The organism is Lysobacter antibioticus (genome assembly GCF_000731095.1).
GTDB lineage: Bacteria > Pseudomonadota > Gammaproteobacteria > Xanthomonadales > Xanthomonadaceae > Lysobacter > Lysobacter antibioticus_B.
In genome coordinates, this window is record NZ_JMTZ01000032.1 from 96,743 (window position 1) to 112,814 (window position 16,072).

Genomic DNA, 16,072 nt, shown 5'->3' on the forward strand with positions numbered 1-16,072 from the left:
GGAAATCGCGACTCGACGGCACGCTTCTTTTCTGAACTTCGGATTCACGCATGAACATCTGGGTGCAACTCGCGATCTGGGTCGTGAGCTATTTCGTTTCGGCGGCCGCACGGCCGAAACCGCCGCAGCCCAAGCCGGCCGCATTCGGCGACTTCCAGTTCCCGCAAAGCATTGAGGGCACGCCGCAGGCGGTGGTCTTCGGTGACATCTGGACGAGCGACTGGATGGTGCTCGGTGTCGGCCAGTACCGCACCCAGGCGATCAAGCAAAAGGGCGGCAAGGGCAAATGACTCCGGGTGATCGGTACGGGCGCTGGCTGATTGTCCGCGAACGCTCGGGCAACTATGTGCGTGCGCAATGTCAATGCGGAGCGATCAAGGACGTGCAGGCGGGCCATCTAAAGAGCGGGCGCAGTCGCTCCTGCGGGTGTCTACGTGCCGAACAGTTGAGCGCACGCCGCATACAGCATGGCGCTACGAACACGCGCGAATTTCGGGCCTGGTGCAAGATGAAAGAGCGGTGTACGAATACAAAAACTGCTGGATATCACCTATGGGGTGGCCGGGGAATTGTGGTATGCAATCGATGGGCGTCGAGCTTCCAGGCCTTCTTGAGTGACATGGGGGCTTGTCCCTTCGGCTATTCGCTGGACCGAATTGACAACGAACATGGCTATGAGCCGCGCAATTGTCGGTGGGCGAATCAACAGCAACAGTGCAATAACCAGCGTCGTAACGTGACCATCACTTACGAAGGACGAACCCAGACCATCGCTGATTGGGCAAGAGAGTTGCAAATCCCCTATGCCACTCTCTACCGGCGAACCTCGATCCGCAACGAGCTTCCTCCACGCGTGTTCCGCAAGGTGGGGGCACCATGAGAGTCACTCTGGATCATCTACGCCGCGTTCCTGCCTTCGGAGCCCGGCCGGGCTTTTGCGCACAAGGCGCACGCGAGTGGTTCGCCTGCTACTGTTTGGACTGGAGCGCGTTTGTACGCGATGGCATTGAGGCCGAAGTTATCGAAGCCACTGGCGACGCGCTGGGCTTGAACCTGGTCGCATTCGCGCGCTCGGAGGCTGAGCATGGGCAGCAGTAAGAAGCAGACCGTTGGTCATCGCTACCTGTTCGGCCTGCACATGGGGTTGTCCCGCGGACCGCTGGACGAGTTGGTGGAGATCCGGGTCGGCGACCGCGAGGCCTGGAAAGGCTCGATCACTAAGAGCGGCCGGATCTTCATCAACAAGCCCGACCTGTTCGGTGGCGACAAGGGCGAAGGCGGCATCAAGGGCTGGCTCGATGTGCTGATGGGCGAGGCCGCCCAGGCGGTGCTGCCGGCGCTGGGCGCGTTGCACGGCGTTCCCACACCTGCGTTCCGCAACGTCACCACCCAATACTTCGACGGCCAGATCACGGCCAACAACCCGTACCCGAAGCCGTGGAAGATGCGCACGCGTCGCGCCCTGGCCGGCTGGGATGGGGCGCCGTGGTATCCAGAGAAGGCGGTCATTTGGCTAGCCAACGGCGCGATCCGGGCCATGAATCCGGCGCACATCCTGGTCGAATGCCTGACCAACCGCGACTGGGGACGGGGCCTGGATCGCGGCGTGCTAGACGAAGCCAGCTATCGCCAGGCGGCCGACACCCTGCATGCCGAGGGGTTCGGGCTGTGCCTGCGTTGGAGCCGCCAGTCCTCGATCAGCGAGTTCATGCAGGTCGTCATCGACCACATCGGGGCGGCGCAATACACCGATCGTTCGACCGGGCGGTCGACGCTGAAGTTGCTGCGGGACGACTATCGGGTCGACGACCTGCCGGTGTTCGACTACGAGTCCGGCCTGTTGGCGATCGAAGAAGACGAAGGATCAGCGCAGGACGGCGCGATCAATCAGCTGATCATCGGCTGGTACGACCCGACCACCGACGAAGAGCGGCAAGTCCGCGTGCAGGACCTGGCCGGCATCCAAGCGACCGGCGGCGTCGCCTCCAGCACTACGGACTACAAGGGGCTACCGACGGCCGATCTCGCGGCCCGGGTCGGCATGCGTGACCTGACGGTGGCGTGTTCCGGGCTGAAGCGTTTGAAGCTGCGCTTCGACCGCCGCGGCGGTGTGCTGGCGCCCGGTAGCGTGTTCCGCATCCGCGATCCGTTCCGAGGCCTGGACAACCTGGTCCTCCGCGCCGGCACCTACGATGACGGCAAACTCGCCGAAGGCGCGATCACCGTGTCTGCAGTGCAGGATGTGTTCGGACTGCCTGCGACGACCTACGTGGAACCGCAGCCGCCGGTCTGGATGCCGCCGGATCGGAATCCGCAGCCGTCGCCGAACCGTCGGTTGATGGAGGCCAGCTATCGGGATTTGGCCACCACGCTCAATGGCTCGGCGCTCGCGGCGGTACCGGTCGACGCCGGTGCGGTCCTGGCCGTCGCCGAACAGGCGAGCGGTTTGGCATTGAACTACCTATTGACCACCCGTGTGGGCAACGGCGAGTTCCAAGAGGCCGGTGTTGGGAATTGGTGTCCGACCGCCGTGCTGGCTGATCCGATGCTGGCGACCACCGCGACGGTGCAACTGGCGTCGGGTCGCGGCTTGGATCAGGTCACAGCCGGTACCGCCGCGCTGATCGAGGATGAGGTCGTCCGTGTCGTCGCCATCGATCCACAGGCGCAGTCCGCCACGTTGGCGCGGGGGTGCGCCGACACAGTGCCTGTGCCGCACGCGGCCGGCGCACGCATCTGGTTCTACGACGACTATGCGGCCAGCGATCCGACCGACTACAGCGTCGGCGAGACCGTGCAGGCGAAACTGCTGACGCGGACATCCAGCGCGGTTCTCGATCCGGCACTGGCGCCGATCGATGGCATCAAGCTGATCCAGCGGCAGGCCCGGCCTTACCCGCCGGGGGATCTGAAGCTCAATGGCCAGCGATACCCGGCGTCGGTCGAGGGCGACCTGGTCGTGTCTTGGGCGCACCGTGATCGGCGTCTGCAGATGGATCAACTGGTCGACCACGGCCAAGGGTCGATCGGCCCGGAGGCCGGAACGGCCTATGTCCTGCGGCTGCTAGAAGCGATATCGGGTCAGGCCCTCGATAGCCCGGCCGCTCTGAACGGCGCGACCTATACATCGCCATTGCGTGGGGTGTATCGCGTGCGTGCAGAAATCGGTGCGACACGGGATGGCCTAGCCAGCTGGCAAAAGGCGAGCCACACCTTCGACTTCAAGAACGGACTGCTACGCACGGAGACCGGCGATGAGCTGGTCACTGAAGCGGGCGACTACCTGCTCATCGAGTAAATCATGGCGAATCAGAAACTCTCCCAATTGCCGGCCGCCAGCGCACTGGCCGGAACCGAGATCGTGCCCGTTGTGCAAGGCGGGCAGACCCGAAGCACGAGCGCAGCCGCGATTGCCGATCTACGCAAAGGTGTGTGGCAGGCGCCGACGCTCAACGCGCCGTGGGCGAACTATGGGGACGTCTTCGCCGCCGCTGGCTACCGGCGTGATGGCGGGCGAGTGCAGCTCCGCGGGCTGGTGAAAGCCGGTGCCGGTGGAACCGCAATCTTCGTCCTACCTGTTGGGTTCAGGCCGCCAGCACAACAAATCTTCACGGCAGTCAGTGATTCGAGCACCCCGGCACGCGTCGACGTAAAAGCGAATGGGGACGTGTTGGTTTCGCAGCCCGGGACCGGTGTGCTCGGCTGGCTTTCCCTGGACGGGGTTGCGTTCTTTACGGACCCATAGCGACTGTTGGCCAAAAGCTGGTCTCGACGCCATCTATCGAGTCAGGCTCAGAGAATCCGAGCTACCCAAGTCATGAAAAGCGAAGCGTGCAAACTCGCCGCCAAATGCTCGGCTCAATAGATCGGTTCGTTCGCTGCCGTGTCTTGCCTCATGCAGAGGTTGCCCAAGATCGTCTCGCCGTACATGGCCCAGTTCTCGTCCCATGTGTCTACCGGACTCTCGAAGGTGAAGATATGGACACAGTCGGCCGAATTGTTGGCAGCTAAGAACTTGTGGACCATGACTGGCCTGAGCCCAGGAGAGCGGTCGACATAGCGTGCAATCGTGCGGACGATTTCGCCTTGCACCTTCTCATTGAGTAGCAATATGTCTTCCTTTGCTCGCACCTGCAGAAAGGAAACGAGATGTGCGGCTGCGACGGCCTCCGCGTTCACACCATAGAGCGTGTTGGCATTGCGAATGACCTGGAGCGTAAATCCCGTCTCGAATAACTCAGTTTCGGAGAATGTCTCGGGACTGGTCGCATGGAGGTCCGTTGGGGGCGCCGTCGTCGTGACGACTTTGCTCCGCTCGTGCCAGCCTAGTGGCTTCAGAGCGAAAACATCGCTGAACTGCCTCCATTCAAATCCATTTGGTGCCGGTGGGACGTGGGCCATGTAGGACTCCTATGCTGCGTGCCGAAAGCTAACTTCTACAGCTGTCTGAGCGTCGCGACAGATGCTACGCCGAAGCATCGGTAGCACGCATGGCGAGGTAAACGAATCGCGACGTGGACTTTAGCAGTCCGCGACCGGCGTGCTCTTGAACGCGCACTTCATTGATTGGGTGAATCCCGATCCATTCACAGCTCTATCTCGCCACCGTCGGTTAGAGCTCGCTCGTAGACCAATTCACAACTATATTCATCGATCGCCGACGATGCTGTTCTTAGTGCAGACAATAATCGAGGCATAGGTTCGCAGCTAGAAGCTATGGACGCGGTGTTCTTCCAGGACGCCGCTCCGGCAAGAATAGAAACAATTTCGGATCAAAGTTCAACCATGATGATGGCCTCCCTGCAATCTGTAACTCATCGAAGCTCCAAGCCATACGCCGCATCGATCAGCGAAGAACCCCGCCACTTCCGCAAAGTTCCATCCCAGGAACCGGCTGGTTCACGTCGGCATTATTAAGCGCGTCGATGTCGACGATAGCCCTATCGCCTCTCTCAATTTTGCCCCGCAGAAAACGAAATTTCTGCTCTGATTCGGCCAATTCTTGAGGCGACATCGACCAAAGCAGCGGCTTCATCTCTGTTTCGAGGGCAAGGTCCGTGGGAGCAGTTTCAGTTGTCGTAGACCGAAGTTCCTTCGCGATCTTGTAGTACGCGAGGGATGTTGAGGCGCTCTTTGCGACGGCCTGCCGAAGCAGCGGCATTCTATCGGGCGCGGTCAAATGCGGTGCATACGCTCGGGCGAGCATCAAGTTAGCCTGAAATCCGCCCTTCTGAGCTACCCGTTCCACAAGCTCGGGTCCTTCGCTTTTGTAAGTGCGCAGTTCGTCCACGGTGGCGAGGGTCTGGTTGTAGCCAAACGCCAAGCCAGAGCCGTACTGAAGCATCGATGAAACATGCCCCTTCAACGCCGCCTGGCGCCAGAGCCCAATGCGCTCTGCGGGTGAGATGGTAGAAACCCCAACGCAATACTCGGCACGTATTTTCGCAAGATCCGTAAGTGTCGAGGCCGGATCAGTCCTATCTGGCGACGGCGGAGTCTTACGATGCGTATCAATGCGGCTAAGGTACTCCGCCTTGTCTTCAGCTCCCTCGCAAAAGTCAAACTCGCGGGCGAGCTGACAAGATGCAACCGCGTCACCTTTAGCGATCCTCTCCCTAAGCGCAGGAATCATCTGTTGAAGCCTGGCGCCGCGCTGGGGCAGCCCACCATTATCCGGCTGCGTGCTCGCATTCGAGCTAAGCCTAGCTTGAGGTGGTTCGTTAGTCGCAGCAGGCGGCAACGCCATATTCGGTGCCTGGTCTGCGCGTGAACACGCAGCCAGAAGAAGGAGGGCGCCTGACAATATTGCCTTATGCATGGATTAGATTCCTGTAGGTGGCGCGGCAGTGCCGCGCCACCTCGTTGGTTCAGCAAGCCTGAATATATACGTTGCACCCATCGGGAGTGCAGGTCATCTTATAACCGCAGCCGCCAAGTCCTCCGGAGGCGTCAAACATCGGAACTCCGAGGTTCTTAATATGTTCCCACATGTCGCGGTAATCGTCAGCCGCATCACTTCCCGGCATAACAGCGTTCGGGAAGGTGTACTTCTTGCCCGCGACTTGCTCTGGCAACTCTGGTATTAGATTTCCGCGGCCATCGCGCGCTGTGTTCGGAATGCGTACCCATGTTTTCTGTATCGGGTCCCATCCGTACATTGCATTCGTGCCATCTTGCCACGAGATCTTTACGTATACTTTGATCGCGTTAGGATTAAAGAAGGTGCCTTGAATTATTTGAAGAGCGTCCGAGGCGCGGTTGAACCAGCTGCGCGCAGAGGTCGTGTCGATAAAGTACGCGACGTCGTCATCGAACGAAGAATGCTGTACCGCATCGAAAACGTCACCCGGCATTCCGGGAGTGCCATCCGGAAGAATGATGTTTTCCGTCGAAGCCGCGCGCATGTAGCCGCCGACCTCTGATACTCCTGCAGAGATATTTGGCTCGACAGCTACTTCTTCAGCCCACTGCTCAAATGGGTCGAACTCCGGGTTCCAGTCTCCCGTCACATTGTTTCGATACTCGTACTTGCGCACGATCCCATTGCGGAGATCGACGGTGTAGAGCGGTCCACCGCTTGCCATCTCCGTAACGCTATCCCACGCCATTTGGTTCATCTCTGTGGCAGAGCAACTGAAGCACAGCTTGGTTAGGGCTTGTGCCTGCAACGAGGTTGCGAGCAGCATGCTTCCTACAATCACGATCCACTTCTTCATTCTGGCTCTCCTTGCGTCCAACTACCGACACTTCGGGTAGTTCATAGATTTGGAAGTTCATTAGATCTTTCAGTCATACCCTTTTAGGGACTCAATAGGCAACTCCTGTGACAAGTCCAGTGCGGCGGAGGGGGTTGAAGTGAGCGCGGCCCCTTGGATATGGTGACGGGTGCTTGGGCGCTGAGCACCCGCTTCAAACTCTTGCGGCGGAAATTGAAAGGATTTCGACGGCCAACAGGTTCAGAATGTTTCGGGACAGAAGCACTCGTGCATTTTCATGATGAGCTCGCTCGGCCGCCGTAGTGCTCGCATGCCTGGCGGAGCTCGCGGCTTGATGAGGAACGATGGCAGGACTGCTCCAGTTCGAGTGGCGTCAGATAGCGGATCTCAATCTCCATGGACCCGTCCAATGTGGGCAATCGGACCTGCGTAGAGATGCCGTAATCCTGATGATGTCGCCGCGCCCGAACCCGTGCTGCCGCCGCGCAAGTACTGCGGCTCACAAATGGCGTAGGCTCGTCGTCGCCATCGATCGATAAGCACCAGTTCAATGTCCCGCGGCAAACCACGTCGAAGTTGATGATCTTGGGTTTCACCATCCCTCGTACTCCTTGAGTGTTCCGATACGTCTAACGAAGCCGTCACCGACCCATTGGGGGTGATAGGTGCGATCGGACATCTGGTCGGGGTGCATAAAGAGACTCCGAGCTTCTCGCTCGCCTGGGCTACTCAACGCCGGAAACACCGCCCAAAACGTGGGATCGACGATTTCGTGGCTCGGCAGGGTGAGCCAGGAGTGCAGGCTGATCCGCGCACCAGGCGCAATGCCGGTGCGCAGCATTTGCTCCAATCCCTCAATGGGGGTGTGGCAGAGGCGCTGCCCGTTCTGATAGACGTAGCCCAGGGTGTAGGCGACGCGCACGCGCAACTGGGCTTCCAGTATCCCTCGCACCATGGCAGTCAATCCGAACCGCTGCGCCGCGACGACGTCTTCCCGTAGCCTTCCTAGACCGTAGTCGAGTAAGCGTTGAGTGGTAGCAATGGCCTCGGCCGATGCAAACCGCATCGGGAGAGGTTCGAAGCGTGGTGGCTGCAGGCCCCAAAGGATGGTGCGCGCACGCGCAGCCTCGAACTTGGTCTCATAGACTCCTTTGGTGTGAGCCGCACCTCGGTTGCCTCGTCCTAATAGTCGACCTAGCCATAGCGGCAATGAGCAGGGCATGTACATAGGTGTTTGAAATTGGGACACAAAGCCCTCCTGACCGCTCCCAGAGGAGCGGTGCGGCTGAGGGAGAATTGGTGGAAAGCTACCGGGTACTAAACGGTGCGAGCGGTTGAGCCCCGCGTCTGGTCTTGACTCTTCTGCTCTTCACTGGCGGCCTGTTGCTGCTCGGCCGCAGCCAATTTCTGAAATGACGCCTCCACAGGAATCTGTGCGGCTAGCTCTGTATTCACTTGAGCGCGCTTATGCGACGGGTCATGTAGCTCACCCTGAACGGCGAATACATCGGTACCGGTACCTGTGCTCCGGCCAGGAACCACGTGATTGACTTCTTCTAGTCCTGCTTGCCTTGAGTTCACCAGCAGCGCTGCCGTCGTACGCTCGACCTCGTCGCCCAATGGGAGTCCTTGTTGGGTGTAGACCTGCTTGACGCCTACGTGTAGGGCGATATGCATCGAATGGCTGGGATGCTCAGGATTGCGCGGATCTGGCGCGCGAGAATCCGATGCCGGTAACGCTCCATGTGCATCTTTGAACGGGCTCTCGGGTGCCTTTTCAGGCAGCCGCCTCCCTATTTCGTCGGCGATGCCCATCGGTCCCCTAAGTACTGCCGCCCCAATCGACGCGCCCTCCCGCAGTGCCCAGATGTCTTCTCTGAACTTGTCGATCATCGCTTCAAATCGATGAGCATTGATGCGGGTTTCGGGGTCGCGTAGCACTGATATATCCTTCATGCCTCCCGGCCCTTCGTCGCGAAAGTTGTGCAGGCTGTGCGAGAACGCACCAGAGGCAAGGGCGACCGGCAGGTTGCGCTGGTCGGTGATTCGAGCCTCGTTGTTGGCGTATCCAGCAACCGATAACGTGTTGACGTCGTGCCGGCTGGCATAGACCCGTACATTGCCGAAATGGTGGCTTCCAGAGCTCACAAAGTCCGCCGCCATGACGTGGTTCAGTACTTGGTGGCCACCTTCAGGAATGCGCATGTTCAGGCCGACCGCGCCGTAGGCGTTAAAGGTCTCGCCTTGGAGGCCGAGCTTTGCGGCAGTGATCTGCGCCAAAGTTCCACCAAGCGAATGCCCGGTCACGGTAAGAGGAGCGCCCTGCGCTTCAGCCATCGCTTTGGCCTGCTGAGTGAACTCGATAGCATCTTTGGCCTGTTGATTGGCGCGCCGCGCCACCATGCCAGCATCCGCTCGAAGGACATCATCAATGAGCTCGGTCTTGAACTCGGTGCCGCGATGAGCAACAACGATCTCCCTGCTGTCTTCGCGTTGAAACATCACGCCCTGATAGCCAGATGACTGGTTATCTGCAACTTCCAATACGTGGTATTTCACCCCGTTGAGACTAATCACGCGATTGCCGTCTCTGTCTGGCGGCGGGAGGTTGTAAGCGGCTTCAGATAAGTCCGCATAGTGCTGACTGCTAATTGTCATTGCCGAGCTCCTTGGCTTGCAGTGTCACTGAGATCGTGTCCGACAGATCAGGGCTTCGGTACTTTTCATACTCTTCTTGCTTGAGCGCGCTCTCAGAAACTGGTTGAGACTGTCGCCGCAGTGTTCCGTACAGCGCGCGCTGCCAGTACAGCGTCATAGGCAGCTCTGCCTCAACTTCCGCGTGGCTCATAAAGGCTGCGAGCGAAACTTCAGCGGGCGACCCTGTAGGCCGCAGCGTTAAGGCGGCGTAGTCGATCACCCAACCACAGGTCCCTTTCCCGAAGTAGTCCTTGTTGGCCATAGCGTCAAGGTATATATCGAACCGATATTCGGTCTCAGAAACCTTATTCAGCGATGGCGTGATATCGAAGCTGTCCGGCGTTGGAAAGTGACCGGAGAACGGTTCGGCATCCGGCATGCATTCTTGGGTCGGGCCAATCTTGTAGCGGACGTTGACAGAGGCGGCCTTGAACGGCCCCGGCGACCCAGTAATCTTCGCTGTGACTACTACTTTCTGGCGTGGATTCGTGTTGCGCTCGTACTTCGGGTCCATAACGGCGTTAGAGCAACCAATCAGGCCGGCCAAAGCAGAAAGGGAGGCTAGAGCCGCGACAGCTAGATGACTGTGTTTCACCTGGTGATCCTTCAGGCTGAGAGCGAGGATTGTGACTTGTTGGTGACGTCGATGGCCTTGAGCCGTGCAACCGACTCCTTGTGGAAGCGCATCGCAATGCACAAGCCTGCTGCCATGCCCACGAGAAAGCCCCACATCGAGGACGACACGTACACATACGGAATCGATGGGATTGCGGTCTTGACCATACCAAACGCCACCCAGGCGATCAGCGCTCCAACGAAGAAGCGATCATCAAACAATGATGTCCCTGGCGACTCCCGGCGCCTGTGGCGCGCGAATATTGACAAGAGGAAGCTCCAGGAGTGCGCCAGCGCAGCACAAAAATGAACTGCTATTGAGGAAATTGCAGTCCAGATTCCTATGCTAGTTAGATCAGTTGACTTGAGCAGCCAGCCGATCGATAGAACGAAAATGGTTCCGATAAAACTTAGGAGCGCAGCCATCGAGCATGTTGCGGCTATGGCCACGCTTCGACCTACACGACTATCAAGAGATTGTTCAGTGCCCATTGACGTAGCGTCCTTTCTATCGTTCATTAACGAATCCGGACGGGCAGGCTACAACCGCTGAAGTAGACCCAGCATGATCCGGTATTCGACGCTACACAGCGCTTTTGGCCGGCTGCGATAGCCTGATCTTCGTAAGGCGCCCCTTGTGCGAATGACTCCGATGTGGAGCTAACGACTGCTGCGCACTGGTTACGGAAAACAAGCATTTCCTTGCATTTCGTGCCTCCACGCTTCTGGCACTCGGCGATCGCTGCCTTCTTTGCGACACGTTCGCTACGCATCCCTGTAACGATCCCGAACGCCCCGCCGGAGGCAATTGCACCCCATCGAGTTTCCCACTGAGGTTTGTCCGACCCGTTCTCCGGAATAGGTATGCAACTCGCCAACGACTCATTAGAGCCCGTCTGGGACCAGACGCTGTTAGGCATCTGACCCGGGGGGCAGCCGCCCTCGGCTCGCGCAAGGAACGGGAAGGTTATTAGGGGGATGAGTGCGCAAATGTAGATCTTCATGTTCATTCCCTTCGCACCTCGTCGGCGGACTTCACTCTATTGTCGTTGGTTATGGTTGAGCTATCAGGCGTCCGGGCCATGTTCATGTATGTCGAATGTGGCGCCTGAGTTTCGCGCATAGGTGGGGCTTGGGGGGCGTCGATCGCTCTGGGGGGTGGTATCTGTCCGGAAGGCTGACCTGGCGAGCTGGCTGCTCCCGATCTGCCGAATGACGGGTTTGCTAGGAAGCTGCCGATCTGCCCCTGGAAGAAGTGAGCGGCAATCGGCGGGGTCGAGATGATCAGCATAGTCATGATCATTCCGACGCTCCCTTGTTGCATCGCTTGATTAGTGATGCCCTCGGTGCTGATTCCTGGCACATTTACGAGCTTGGTTAGCCACATGAAAGTGGCTATGCGGACGGTCAGGTCTAGCAGAAGATTGGCTACGAAACTCAGAACTGCCATGGAGAACAGAGTGCCCAAGCCATACTGTAACCACTTCGTGAACATTCCCTTGGTCTGGGGAAAGGCGAGAGCAAAGATGAAAATTGGCCCTAGACCGATCCATAGCGCGATGATGATCTTGAAGAGCAGTAGCATAGTGCCCGCTGCGATCGCCGGTGCTGCCGAGCCGACCATGGCCCAGGACTTCGCAATTCGCTTCTCTTCTAGAAGCTCCGGATCTGGCTCAAGGAGCTGAATTCCGTCTATTGCAGTCATTGCTACTTGCACGATGGCAAGAGCCTTATCGATGCTATGCGAAGTCGACTCGTCGTCCTTTCCGGTTACGATCTGGTGAATCGTTCTGTCCATATCCTCGGTAAGGAATGAATAGAGAGCGATGTTCCCGACAGCCATGGTCGTTGCGATTCCGAAGATGAGTGCAGTCTTCACGCCCTGAGTTACCAGTCCCATCATCGACTCCCGAGCGCCACTAACTATGCGGTAGCCCTGAAACAGGAGCCAAAGTGTCACGACGCTGAGGCCGATGCCGCCAACGAATGTCATCGAGCGACCCATCAGGGCAAGACCGAAATCCTCGACTCTGGACGTGATCCACCCGCTGATAAGGCGAAAGAGCGCGTAATCGGCAAGACCACCTTGAACGGAGGGAGAAAGCCATGTCAGAAGGTCAAAATGGGCGGTCAACAGATCCATTGCGAAAGTTTCCGTCAATTTGAAGAAAAATGGCTCAGTTGCCCAATGCCGACTTGATGACATCGGTCGGGACGATGCCGTCTAGCGCACCCTTCTTGCCGCGCAGAGCGCGTTTGGCTAGACGAGTGTGGTCCCACTTGAGTGCAGCGATGTAGCCGTCGTAAGCCTTCATGCGTGCCTGCCAGTAGTCGAGCTCGAGCTGATTCCTCGCGACGAAGCGACTCGCCTCGTTCTCGTTCGCGGCAAGTGCTCCCTGGCTGCTACTAACGCTGTCCCGTTGATTCTCGATCTGACCAAATTCGCGGCTGCGCTGCATCAGAGTTCGCAACATCGCTACGGACTCGTTGTACTTCGCGTTCTCGGCATAAACCATGCGCTGGCAGATTGCCTGCTGCTCGTCTACAACGTTCCCATCCATTTGGGGCATTACCTGACGGAACATCTTGGTGAGTTGATCCCTTACGCCTCGGCTGGGGCCGGGGCACATGTCTTCCATGCCGTAGTCGGCCGCGCGCGGTGGGAACGAGTCCTCCATCTTCAACTGTCCGAAGTTGAGTCGCTGCAGTTTGATAACTTGCTGCTGATAATGAGTGGCTGTCTCTTTCCAACGTTGCGCGTTCTTTCCGAACTCGGCTGCGTCCTTTGCGATCTGCTGGAGTTTCGCTCCGTAGTTGACGGGATCGTTAACAACGAGCTGCGCATTGGCTGGGCCTGCAACTAGACCCAGTGCAATTACGGCGGTTCCCACAGCCCCCCCGACGGAGCGACGCTTCACTCTGCTGCGATGCTTCATTACCCACTCCTTGGTCACAGAGATGCTTCTACGATTACGGCGATACTGAAGATCCTAGTGCGCCCGGCCCTTCGTTGAAAATGAGAGCTTGGGCGTACGCCGGTGCTGCGCCGCCAAAGGCGGTGTCGAGGAACATACGGCGGACTTGGCACCCTCTTTGGAGCTTGCAGACACGCCAACCGCCCACGCCGAACTCATCGCGAAGACGCTGAATGCTTTCTATGCGGTCCTCGCGTCCGGTGACGACTTCGTAAGCCATGATCCCGGCTGCGATTGCAGCTTCGCGCTTGGGATCAATCGCCTTGAGCTTTGGCTTTGGGCGTGCGCGCCCGGCACGTTTCGGTTTGGCCCCGTTCTGTCCTCGACCCAGCTCAACATCGGCTCGGGACAATTGCTGGCGTTTCTTGGCAGTAGTCAGAGCCATAACAGCGGCTGCACTGCGGCGTCCGAGCAGAAAGGTTCTCACTCAGCAGCTTACCTGAGGGCAATGTGGTCTCGGCGACATAAGCGATCGTCAGCTCGCCCTCGCGGATGACGAACACTCCGTCGTAGACGGAAAATGTGCTTACTGAACGAGCCTCAAGAGGCCGTGCTGCTTCTTCTGCAACTGGTGAAGTCCATACGTACATAGTGCCCTCCGTGGCGTGTGTTGATACCTCGCCTAAGCGAAGTTCACAAGTCTATTCGGCACGAATTTCTGAAGATGTAGAAAAAGTCTGATTTTCTTGTATTGCTCACCAATACATGGCGTATTGGTGGGCAATACAAATGTGCTTTTGGCGCCTGCGCGTAATGCTCAGCAATACAAACGAACGACAGTTCAGCAGATTCAGAATGATTGACTTGATAACTCTACCCTTCATGCGGCTAAGTCCCACCCCCGCGGGAAATACTTTTGCCAGGAGGGCCGATGATCCGCGTTTTCATCGTAGACGATCATGAACTTGTTCGGATCGGACTACGAACAGTTCTAGAGAGCGAGCCTGATATCCAAGTCGTGGGTGAAGCCTGGGTTGTGCCGGATGCAGTACGCGAGATACTTCTCGCGAACCCAGATGTCGTCCTTTGTGACTATCACCTGCCAGGTGGCGATGGCCTGTCCGTTGTTCGACAGATCATCCGTGCGGCTCCTTCCATTCGAGTGCTCGTAGTCTCCGTAATTGATACTGGGTCTATACCAGCCCAGCTACTTGCGGCTGGTGCCCTTGGATACGTGACGAAGGCGAGCGATGGAGCTTCATTGGTGCGCGGAGTGCGGGCGGTATCAAGGGGGGAGCGATATATCGACGACGTCCTCACGAACAGGCTCACCACCCTGCCTTCGGCGTTCGACAGCCTGAGTCCTCTTCAGCGCGATGTAGCGCTGCTGATTGTGCACGGCTACAGCCCCGGAAAGATTTCGGAGGTCCTGGGCATCAAAATCGGGACCGTTTGGACACATCGCGGTCGCGCGTTCAAGAAGTTGGGTATCAGTCATGAGCGTGAGCTCATTTTGCTAGCTCAAGAACACGGATTCGGGACCAAGAGCTGATGGGCCCGTGAACTCGTTCTGCTGACGGGACTGACCGGGAGCGAAGGCTGACCGAAGGCCACTCGGGCAACACGCAGGGCCACTGCGGACTGGCGGGCGCAATACCGACCGAACCAAGGTGGCGCAGCCGGGGAGAGGGATGGGCCGGTATCGACTGGCCGGATTGCCCCGCAACGTGACGCCGGCATCGCTACTCGGCGACGGATGGGTAGTTTCTGGCCAAACCGCGGCCGAGCACCTCGGATATCCCGTGCATCACTTGGTCGAAGCGGTACTGGGAGAGGGCGAGTGGATACCAGACCTCACGTTTTGGTCACGCGCGCCTGCGCTTAGCAGCGGCTAGCGAAGGACTATCGAGTGGCCGTGCTTGGCGCACGGGTTTGATGCCCATTCTGCAGGTCATCTATGCCATCAAACCGCTCTATTTGGTCCAGCGCTAAGCCCTTTGAAAACAAAGGAAGCGCAGGGCAGACCATTGGGCTAAAAAACCAGCGGGCGGAGAAAAAAAGGGAGAGGAGAGACCGAATTCGACCGTAGGCAGGCCGGTGTCGCGCGGACCTTGGTCCAATGCCTCTCGCGAAAACCCTCGGAAATAAGGGGGCTGTTGCCGATGAAGTCGGCAGAGACCTTTCGAAGTGGGGGAATTGGCGCACCCTCGGCTGCTGAGTTCTGATTAGCCTCTTCACAGCAGGGAACATCCGGCCACACTAAGGGACATCTGCCCGTGAGATAGTTCGCGCTGCCTCTACGCGGCGCCTTCGCATCCATTTCCACATAGGGGGTAATACCTAGGCTCTCGGAACGCACAACCCCTTCGAATGAAGTACTTTTCCGTAGGCTTTTGGACGTCTTCGGCTTCAGGGCAGCCGATGATGTCTACTTCCCGCTCAGGGTTCCGGATTGGGACCATCTCTAGATGAGCGTCTTTAACTTTTGAGTCCCACAGCTCCCCGACACCAGGAATCGGTGCGGGATCAGCAAGCTGTTGATCTAGAAGGAGCCAGCACCACTCGCGACCCAGTTCATCGACGCAGAACGACTAGGGCTCCTGCTGACCGCGGATAAGAGGTCGTGCGTTGCTCAGACAGCTATCTTCACCATCCCAGCGAGAAACCGGCGCCAGCGGACCTCTCGGAGGCGCTGAACGCAACCCCGACTGACATCGTCGCCCTAGCATTGATGACACGCTGGTATCCAAAAGAAGTCGCCGCCTGCCCTCCTTGAAAGCCGACACCGACGGCAATTCGGTTCTGTGTCTGGCCGGCCGCGCCGCTAGCCGCCATGTGAACCATGGCCGCAGTCATAGCCCCCATCTGATCGATGCGTCGATCTTGCATACGAAAGCGCACGTCCATATCCGTTCGCAGTCGATCTACGGCAGCCAATGGTACTGCAACGGCCTGGGCGTACTTGACATCCGTGTAGGCGTTAGCGCTCTGCAAGGTGCTGGCATCGCCGTCATTGGCATGCGAGATGGCACGACGTAGGGTCGTTTCATCGCCAGAATCGGCATGGTCCTTTGCGGCGGACAGCGTCACGGCATCGCCGTCATTGGCATGCGAGATGGCATGACGTAG

17 protein-coding genes are annotated in these 16,072 nt (G+C 58.3%); 4 read left to right on the forward strand and 13 right to left on the reverse strand.

What is annotated here, in order from left to right; translation table 11 throughout:
- The first annotated feature begins 50 nt into the window (after positions 1–50).
- The 3 genes from EX88_RS0111860 (at position 51) to EX88_RS0111880 (ending at position 3,745) form a co-directional block, all read left to right on the forward strand.
- Complete coding sequence (locus EX88_RS0111860) at positions 51–290, forward strand: hypothetical protein (RefSeq protein ID WP_031372204.1); 240 nt, start codon at positions 51–53, stop codon at positions 288–290.
- Positions 291–1,084: 794 nt separating this feature from the next.
- The gene (locus EX88_RS0111875) at positions 1,085–3,298 is read left to right on the forward strand and encodes a phage tail protein (RefSeq protein WP_081930894.1); all 2,214 of its coding nucleotides are present in this window, start codon (positions 1,085–1,087) and stop codon (positions 3,296–3,298) included.
- 3 nt (positions 3,299–3,301) lie between these two features.
- Positions 3,302–3,745, forward strand: coding sequence for a hypothetical protein (locus tag EX88_RS0111880; protein WP_031372208.1), 444 nt, complete (start codon positions 3,302–3,304; stop codon positions 3,743–3,745).
- A 113-nt stretch (positions 3,746–3,858) separates the two neighbouring features.
- Here EX88_RS0111880 and EX88_RS0111885 read toward each other — a convergent pair whose 3' ends face one another.
- The 12 genes from EX88_RS0111885 to EX88_RS26000 form a co-directional block, all read right to left on the reverse strand.
- Positions 3,859–4,401 carry a hypothetical protein gene (locus EX88_RS0111885; RefSeq protein ID WP_031372209.1) on the reverse strand — a complete coding sequence of 181 codons (543 nt, stop codon included), beginning with the start codon at positions 4,399–4,401 and terminating at the stop codon, positions 3,859–3,861.
- A 445-nt stretch (positions 4,402–4,846) separates the two neighbouring features.
- Entirely contained in the window at positions 4,847–5,632 is a 786-nt protein-coding gene (locus EX88_RS25985; protein ID WP_152566234.1) for a hypothetical protein, read from the reverse strand.
- A 235-nt stretch (positions 5,633–5,867) separates the two neighbouring features.
- Positions 5,868–6,716 (reverse strand): hypothetical protein, encoded by an 849-nt coding sequence (locus tag EX88_RS0111900; RefSeq protein WP_152566235.1) that lies wholly within the window; start codon positions 6,714–6,716, stop codon positions 5,868–5,870.
- A gap of 275 nt (positions 6,717–6,991) precedes the next feature.
- The gene (locus EX88_RS25990) at positions 6,992–7,315 is read right to left on the reverse strand and encodes a hypothetical protein (protein WP_152566236.1); all 324 of its coding nucleotides are present in this window, start codon (positions 7,313–7,315) and stop codon (positions 6,992–6,994) included.
- Entirely contained in the window at positions 7,309–7,782 is a 474-nt protein-coding gene (locus tag EX88_RS0111905; protein ID WP_031372212.1) for a hypothetical protein, read from the reverse strand. The genes EX88_RS25990 and EX88_RS0111905 overlap by 7 nt, the downstream gene beginning before the upstream one ends.
- A gap of 251 nt (positions 7,783–8,033) precedes the next feature.
- Positions 8,034–9,374, reverse strand: coding sequence for an XVIPCD domain-containing protein (locus EX88_RS24550; protein ID WP_152566237.1), 1,341 nt, complete (start codon positions 9,372–9,374; stop codon positions 8,034–8,036).
- Complete coding sequence (locus EX88_RS0111915) at positions 9,364–10,008, reverse strand: hypothetical protein (RefSeq protein WP_152566238.1); 645 nt, start codon at positions 10,006–10,008, stop codon at positions 9,364–9,366. The genes EX88_RS24550 and EX88_RS0111915 overlap by 11 nt, the downstream gene beginning before the upstream one ends.
- Before the next feature lie 11 nt (positions 10,009–10,019).
- Positions 10,020–10,520 (reverse strand): hypothetical protein, encoded by a 501-nt coding sequence (locus tag EX88_RS25995; RefSeq protein WP_152566239.1) that lies wholly within the window; start codon positions 10,518–10,520, stop codon positions 10,020–10,022.
- A gap of 26 nt (positions 10,521–10,546) precedes the next feature.
- Positions 10,547–11,038: a DUF4189 domain-containing protein gene (locus tag EX88_RS27480; RefSeq protein ID WP_081930895.1), complete on the reverse strand. Its 492-nt coding sequence runs from the start codon at positions 11,036–11,038 to the stop codon at positions 10,547–10,549.
- On the reverse strand, positions 11,035–12,171 hold the full coding sequence (locus tag EX88_RS0111925; RefSeq protein ID WP_051885031.1) for a type IV secretion system protein: 1,137 nt from the start codon (positions 12,169–12,171) through the stop codon (positions 11,035–11,037). The genes EX88_RS27480 and EX88_RS0111925 overlap by 4 nt, the downstream gene beginning before the upstream one ends.
- Before the next feature lie 34 nt (positions 12,172–12,205).
- Positions 12,206–12,964 (reverse strand): hypothetical protein, encoded by a 759-nt coding sequence (locus tag EX88_RS0111930; RefSeq protein WP_031372217.1) that lies wholly within the window; start codon positions 12,962–12,964, stop codon positions 12,206–12,208.
- A gap of 34 nt (positions 12,965–12,998) precedes the next feature.
- Complete coding sequence (locus EX88_RS26000; RefSeq protein WP_152566240.1) at positions 12,999–13,388, reverse strand: hypothetical protein; 390 nt, start codon at positions 13,386–13,388, stop codon at positions 12,999–13,001.
- Positions 13,389–13,874: 486 nt separating this feature from the next.
- Here EX88_RS26000 and EX88_RS25280 point away from each other — a divergent pair, with 486 nt between their 5' ends.
- A complete protein-coding gene (locus tag EX88_RS25280) occupies positions 13,875–14,495 on the forward strand; it encodes a response regulator (RefSeq protein ID WP_031372218.1) in 621 nt (206 codons plus the stop codon).
- Between the two features lie 1,094 nt (positions 14,496–15,589).
- On the opposite strand, the gene EX88_RS26005 is transcribed toward EX88_RS25280, so the two are convergent.
- The coding region (locus tag EX88_RS26005) for a YadA C-terminal domain-containing protein (RefSeq protein ID WP_200875828.1) at positions 15,590–16,072 on the reverse strand (483 nt) is incomplete at its 5' end.

Coding starts and splice junctions, on each gene's coding strand:
- EX88_RS24550 (WP_152566237.1), bottom strand. CDS start 9,374: ATGACAATTAGCAGTCAGCACTATGCGGACTTATCTGAAGCCGCTTAC.
- EX88_RS0111905 (WP_031372212.1), bottom strand. CDS start 7,782: ATGCGGTTTGCATCGGCCGAGGCCATTGCTACCACTCAACGCTTACTC.
- EX88_RS0111885 (WP_031372209.1), bottom strand. CDS start 4,401: ATGGCCCACGTCCCACCGGCACCAAATGGATTTGAATGGAGGCAGTTC.
- EX88_RS0111900 (WP_152566235.1), bottom strand. CDS start 6,716: ATGAAGAAGTGGATCGTGATTGTAGGAAGCATGCTGCTCGCAACCTCG.
- EX88_RS0111880 (WP_031372208.1), top strand. CDS start 3,302: ATGGCGAATCAGAAACTCTCCCAATTGCCGGCCGCCAGCGCACTGGCC.
- EX88_RS26000 (WP_152566240.1), bottom strand. CDS start 13,388: ATGGCTCTGACTACTGCCAAGAAACGCCAGCAATTGTCCCGAGCCGAT.
- EX88_RS25990 (WP_152566236.1), bottom strand. CDS start 7,315: ATGGTGAAACCCAAGATCATCAACTTCGACGTGGTTTGCCGCGGGACA.
- EX88_RS25995 (WP_152566239.1), bottom strand. CDS start 10,520: ATGGGCACTGAACAATCTCTTGATAGTCGTGTAGGTCGAAGCGTGGCC.
- EX88_RS0111875 (WP_081930894.1), top strand. CDS start 1,085: ATGGGCAGCAGTAAGAAGCAGACCGTTGGTCATCGCTACCTGTTCGGC.
- EX88_RS0111925 (WP_051885031.1), bottom strand. CDS start 12,171: ATGGATCTGTTGACCGCCCATTTTGACCTTCTGACATGGCTTTCTCCC.
- EX88_RS25985 (WP_152566234.1), bottom strand. CDS start 5,632: ATGATTCCTGCGCTTAGGGAGAGGATCGCTAAAGGTGACGCGGTTGCA.
- EX88_RS0111860 (WP_031372204.1), top strand. CDS start 51: ATGAACATCTGGGTGCAACTCGCGATCTGGGTCGTGAGCTATTTCGTT.
- EX88_RS25280 (WP_031372218.1), top strand. CDS start 13,875: ATGATCCGCGTTTTCATCGTAGACGATCATGAACTTGTTCGGATCGGA.
- EX88_RS27480 (WP_081930895.1), bottom strand. CDS start 11,038: ATGAACATGAAGATCTACATTTGCGCACTCATCCCCCTAATAACCTTC.
- EX88_RS0111930 (WP_031372217.1), bottom strand. CDS start 12,964: ATGAAGCATCGCAGCAGAGTGAAGCGTCGCTCCGTCGGGGGGGCTGTG.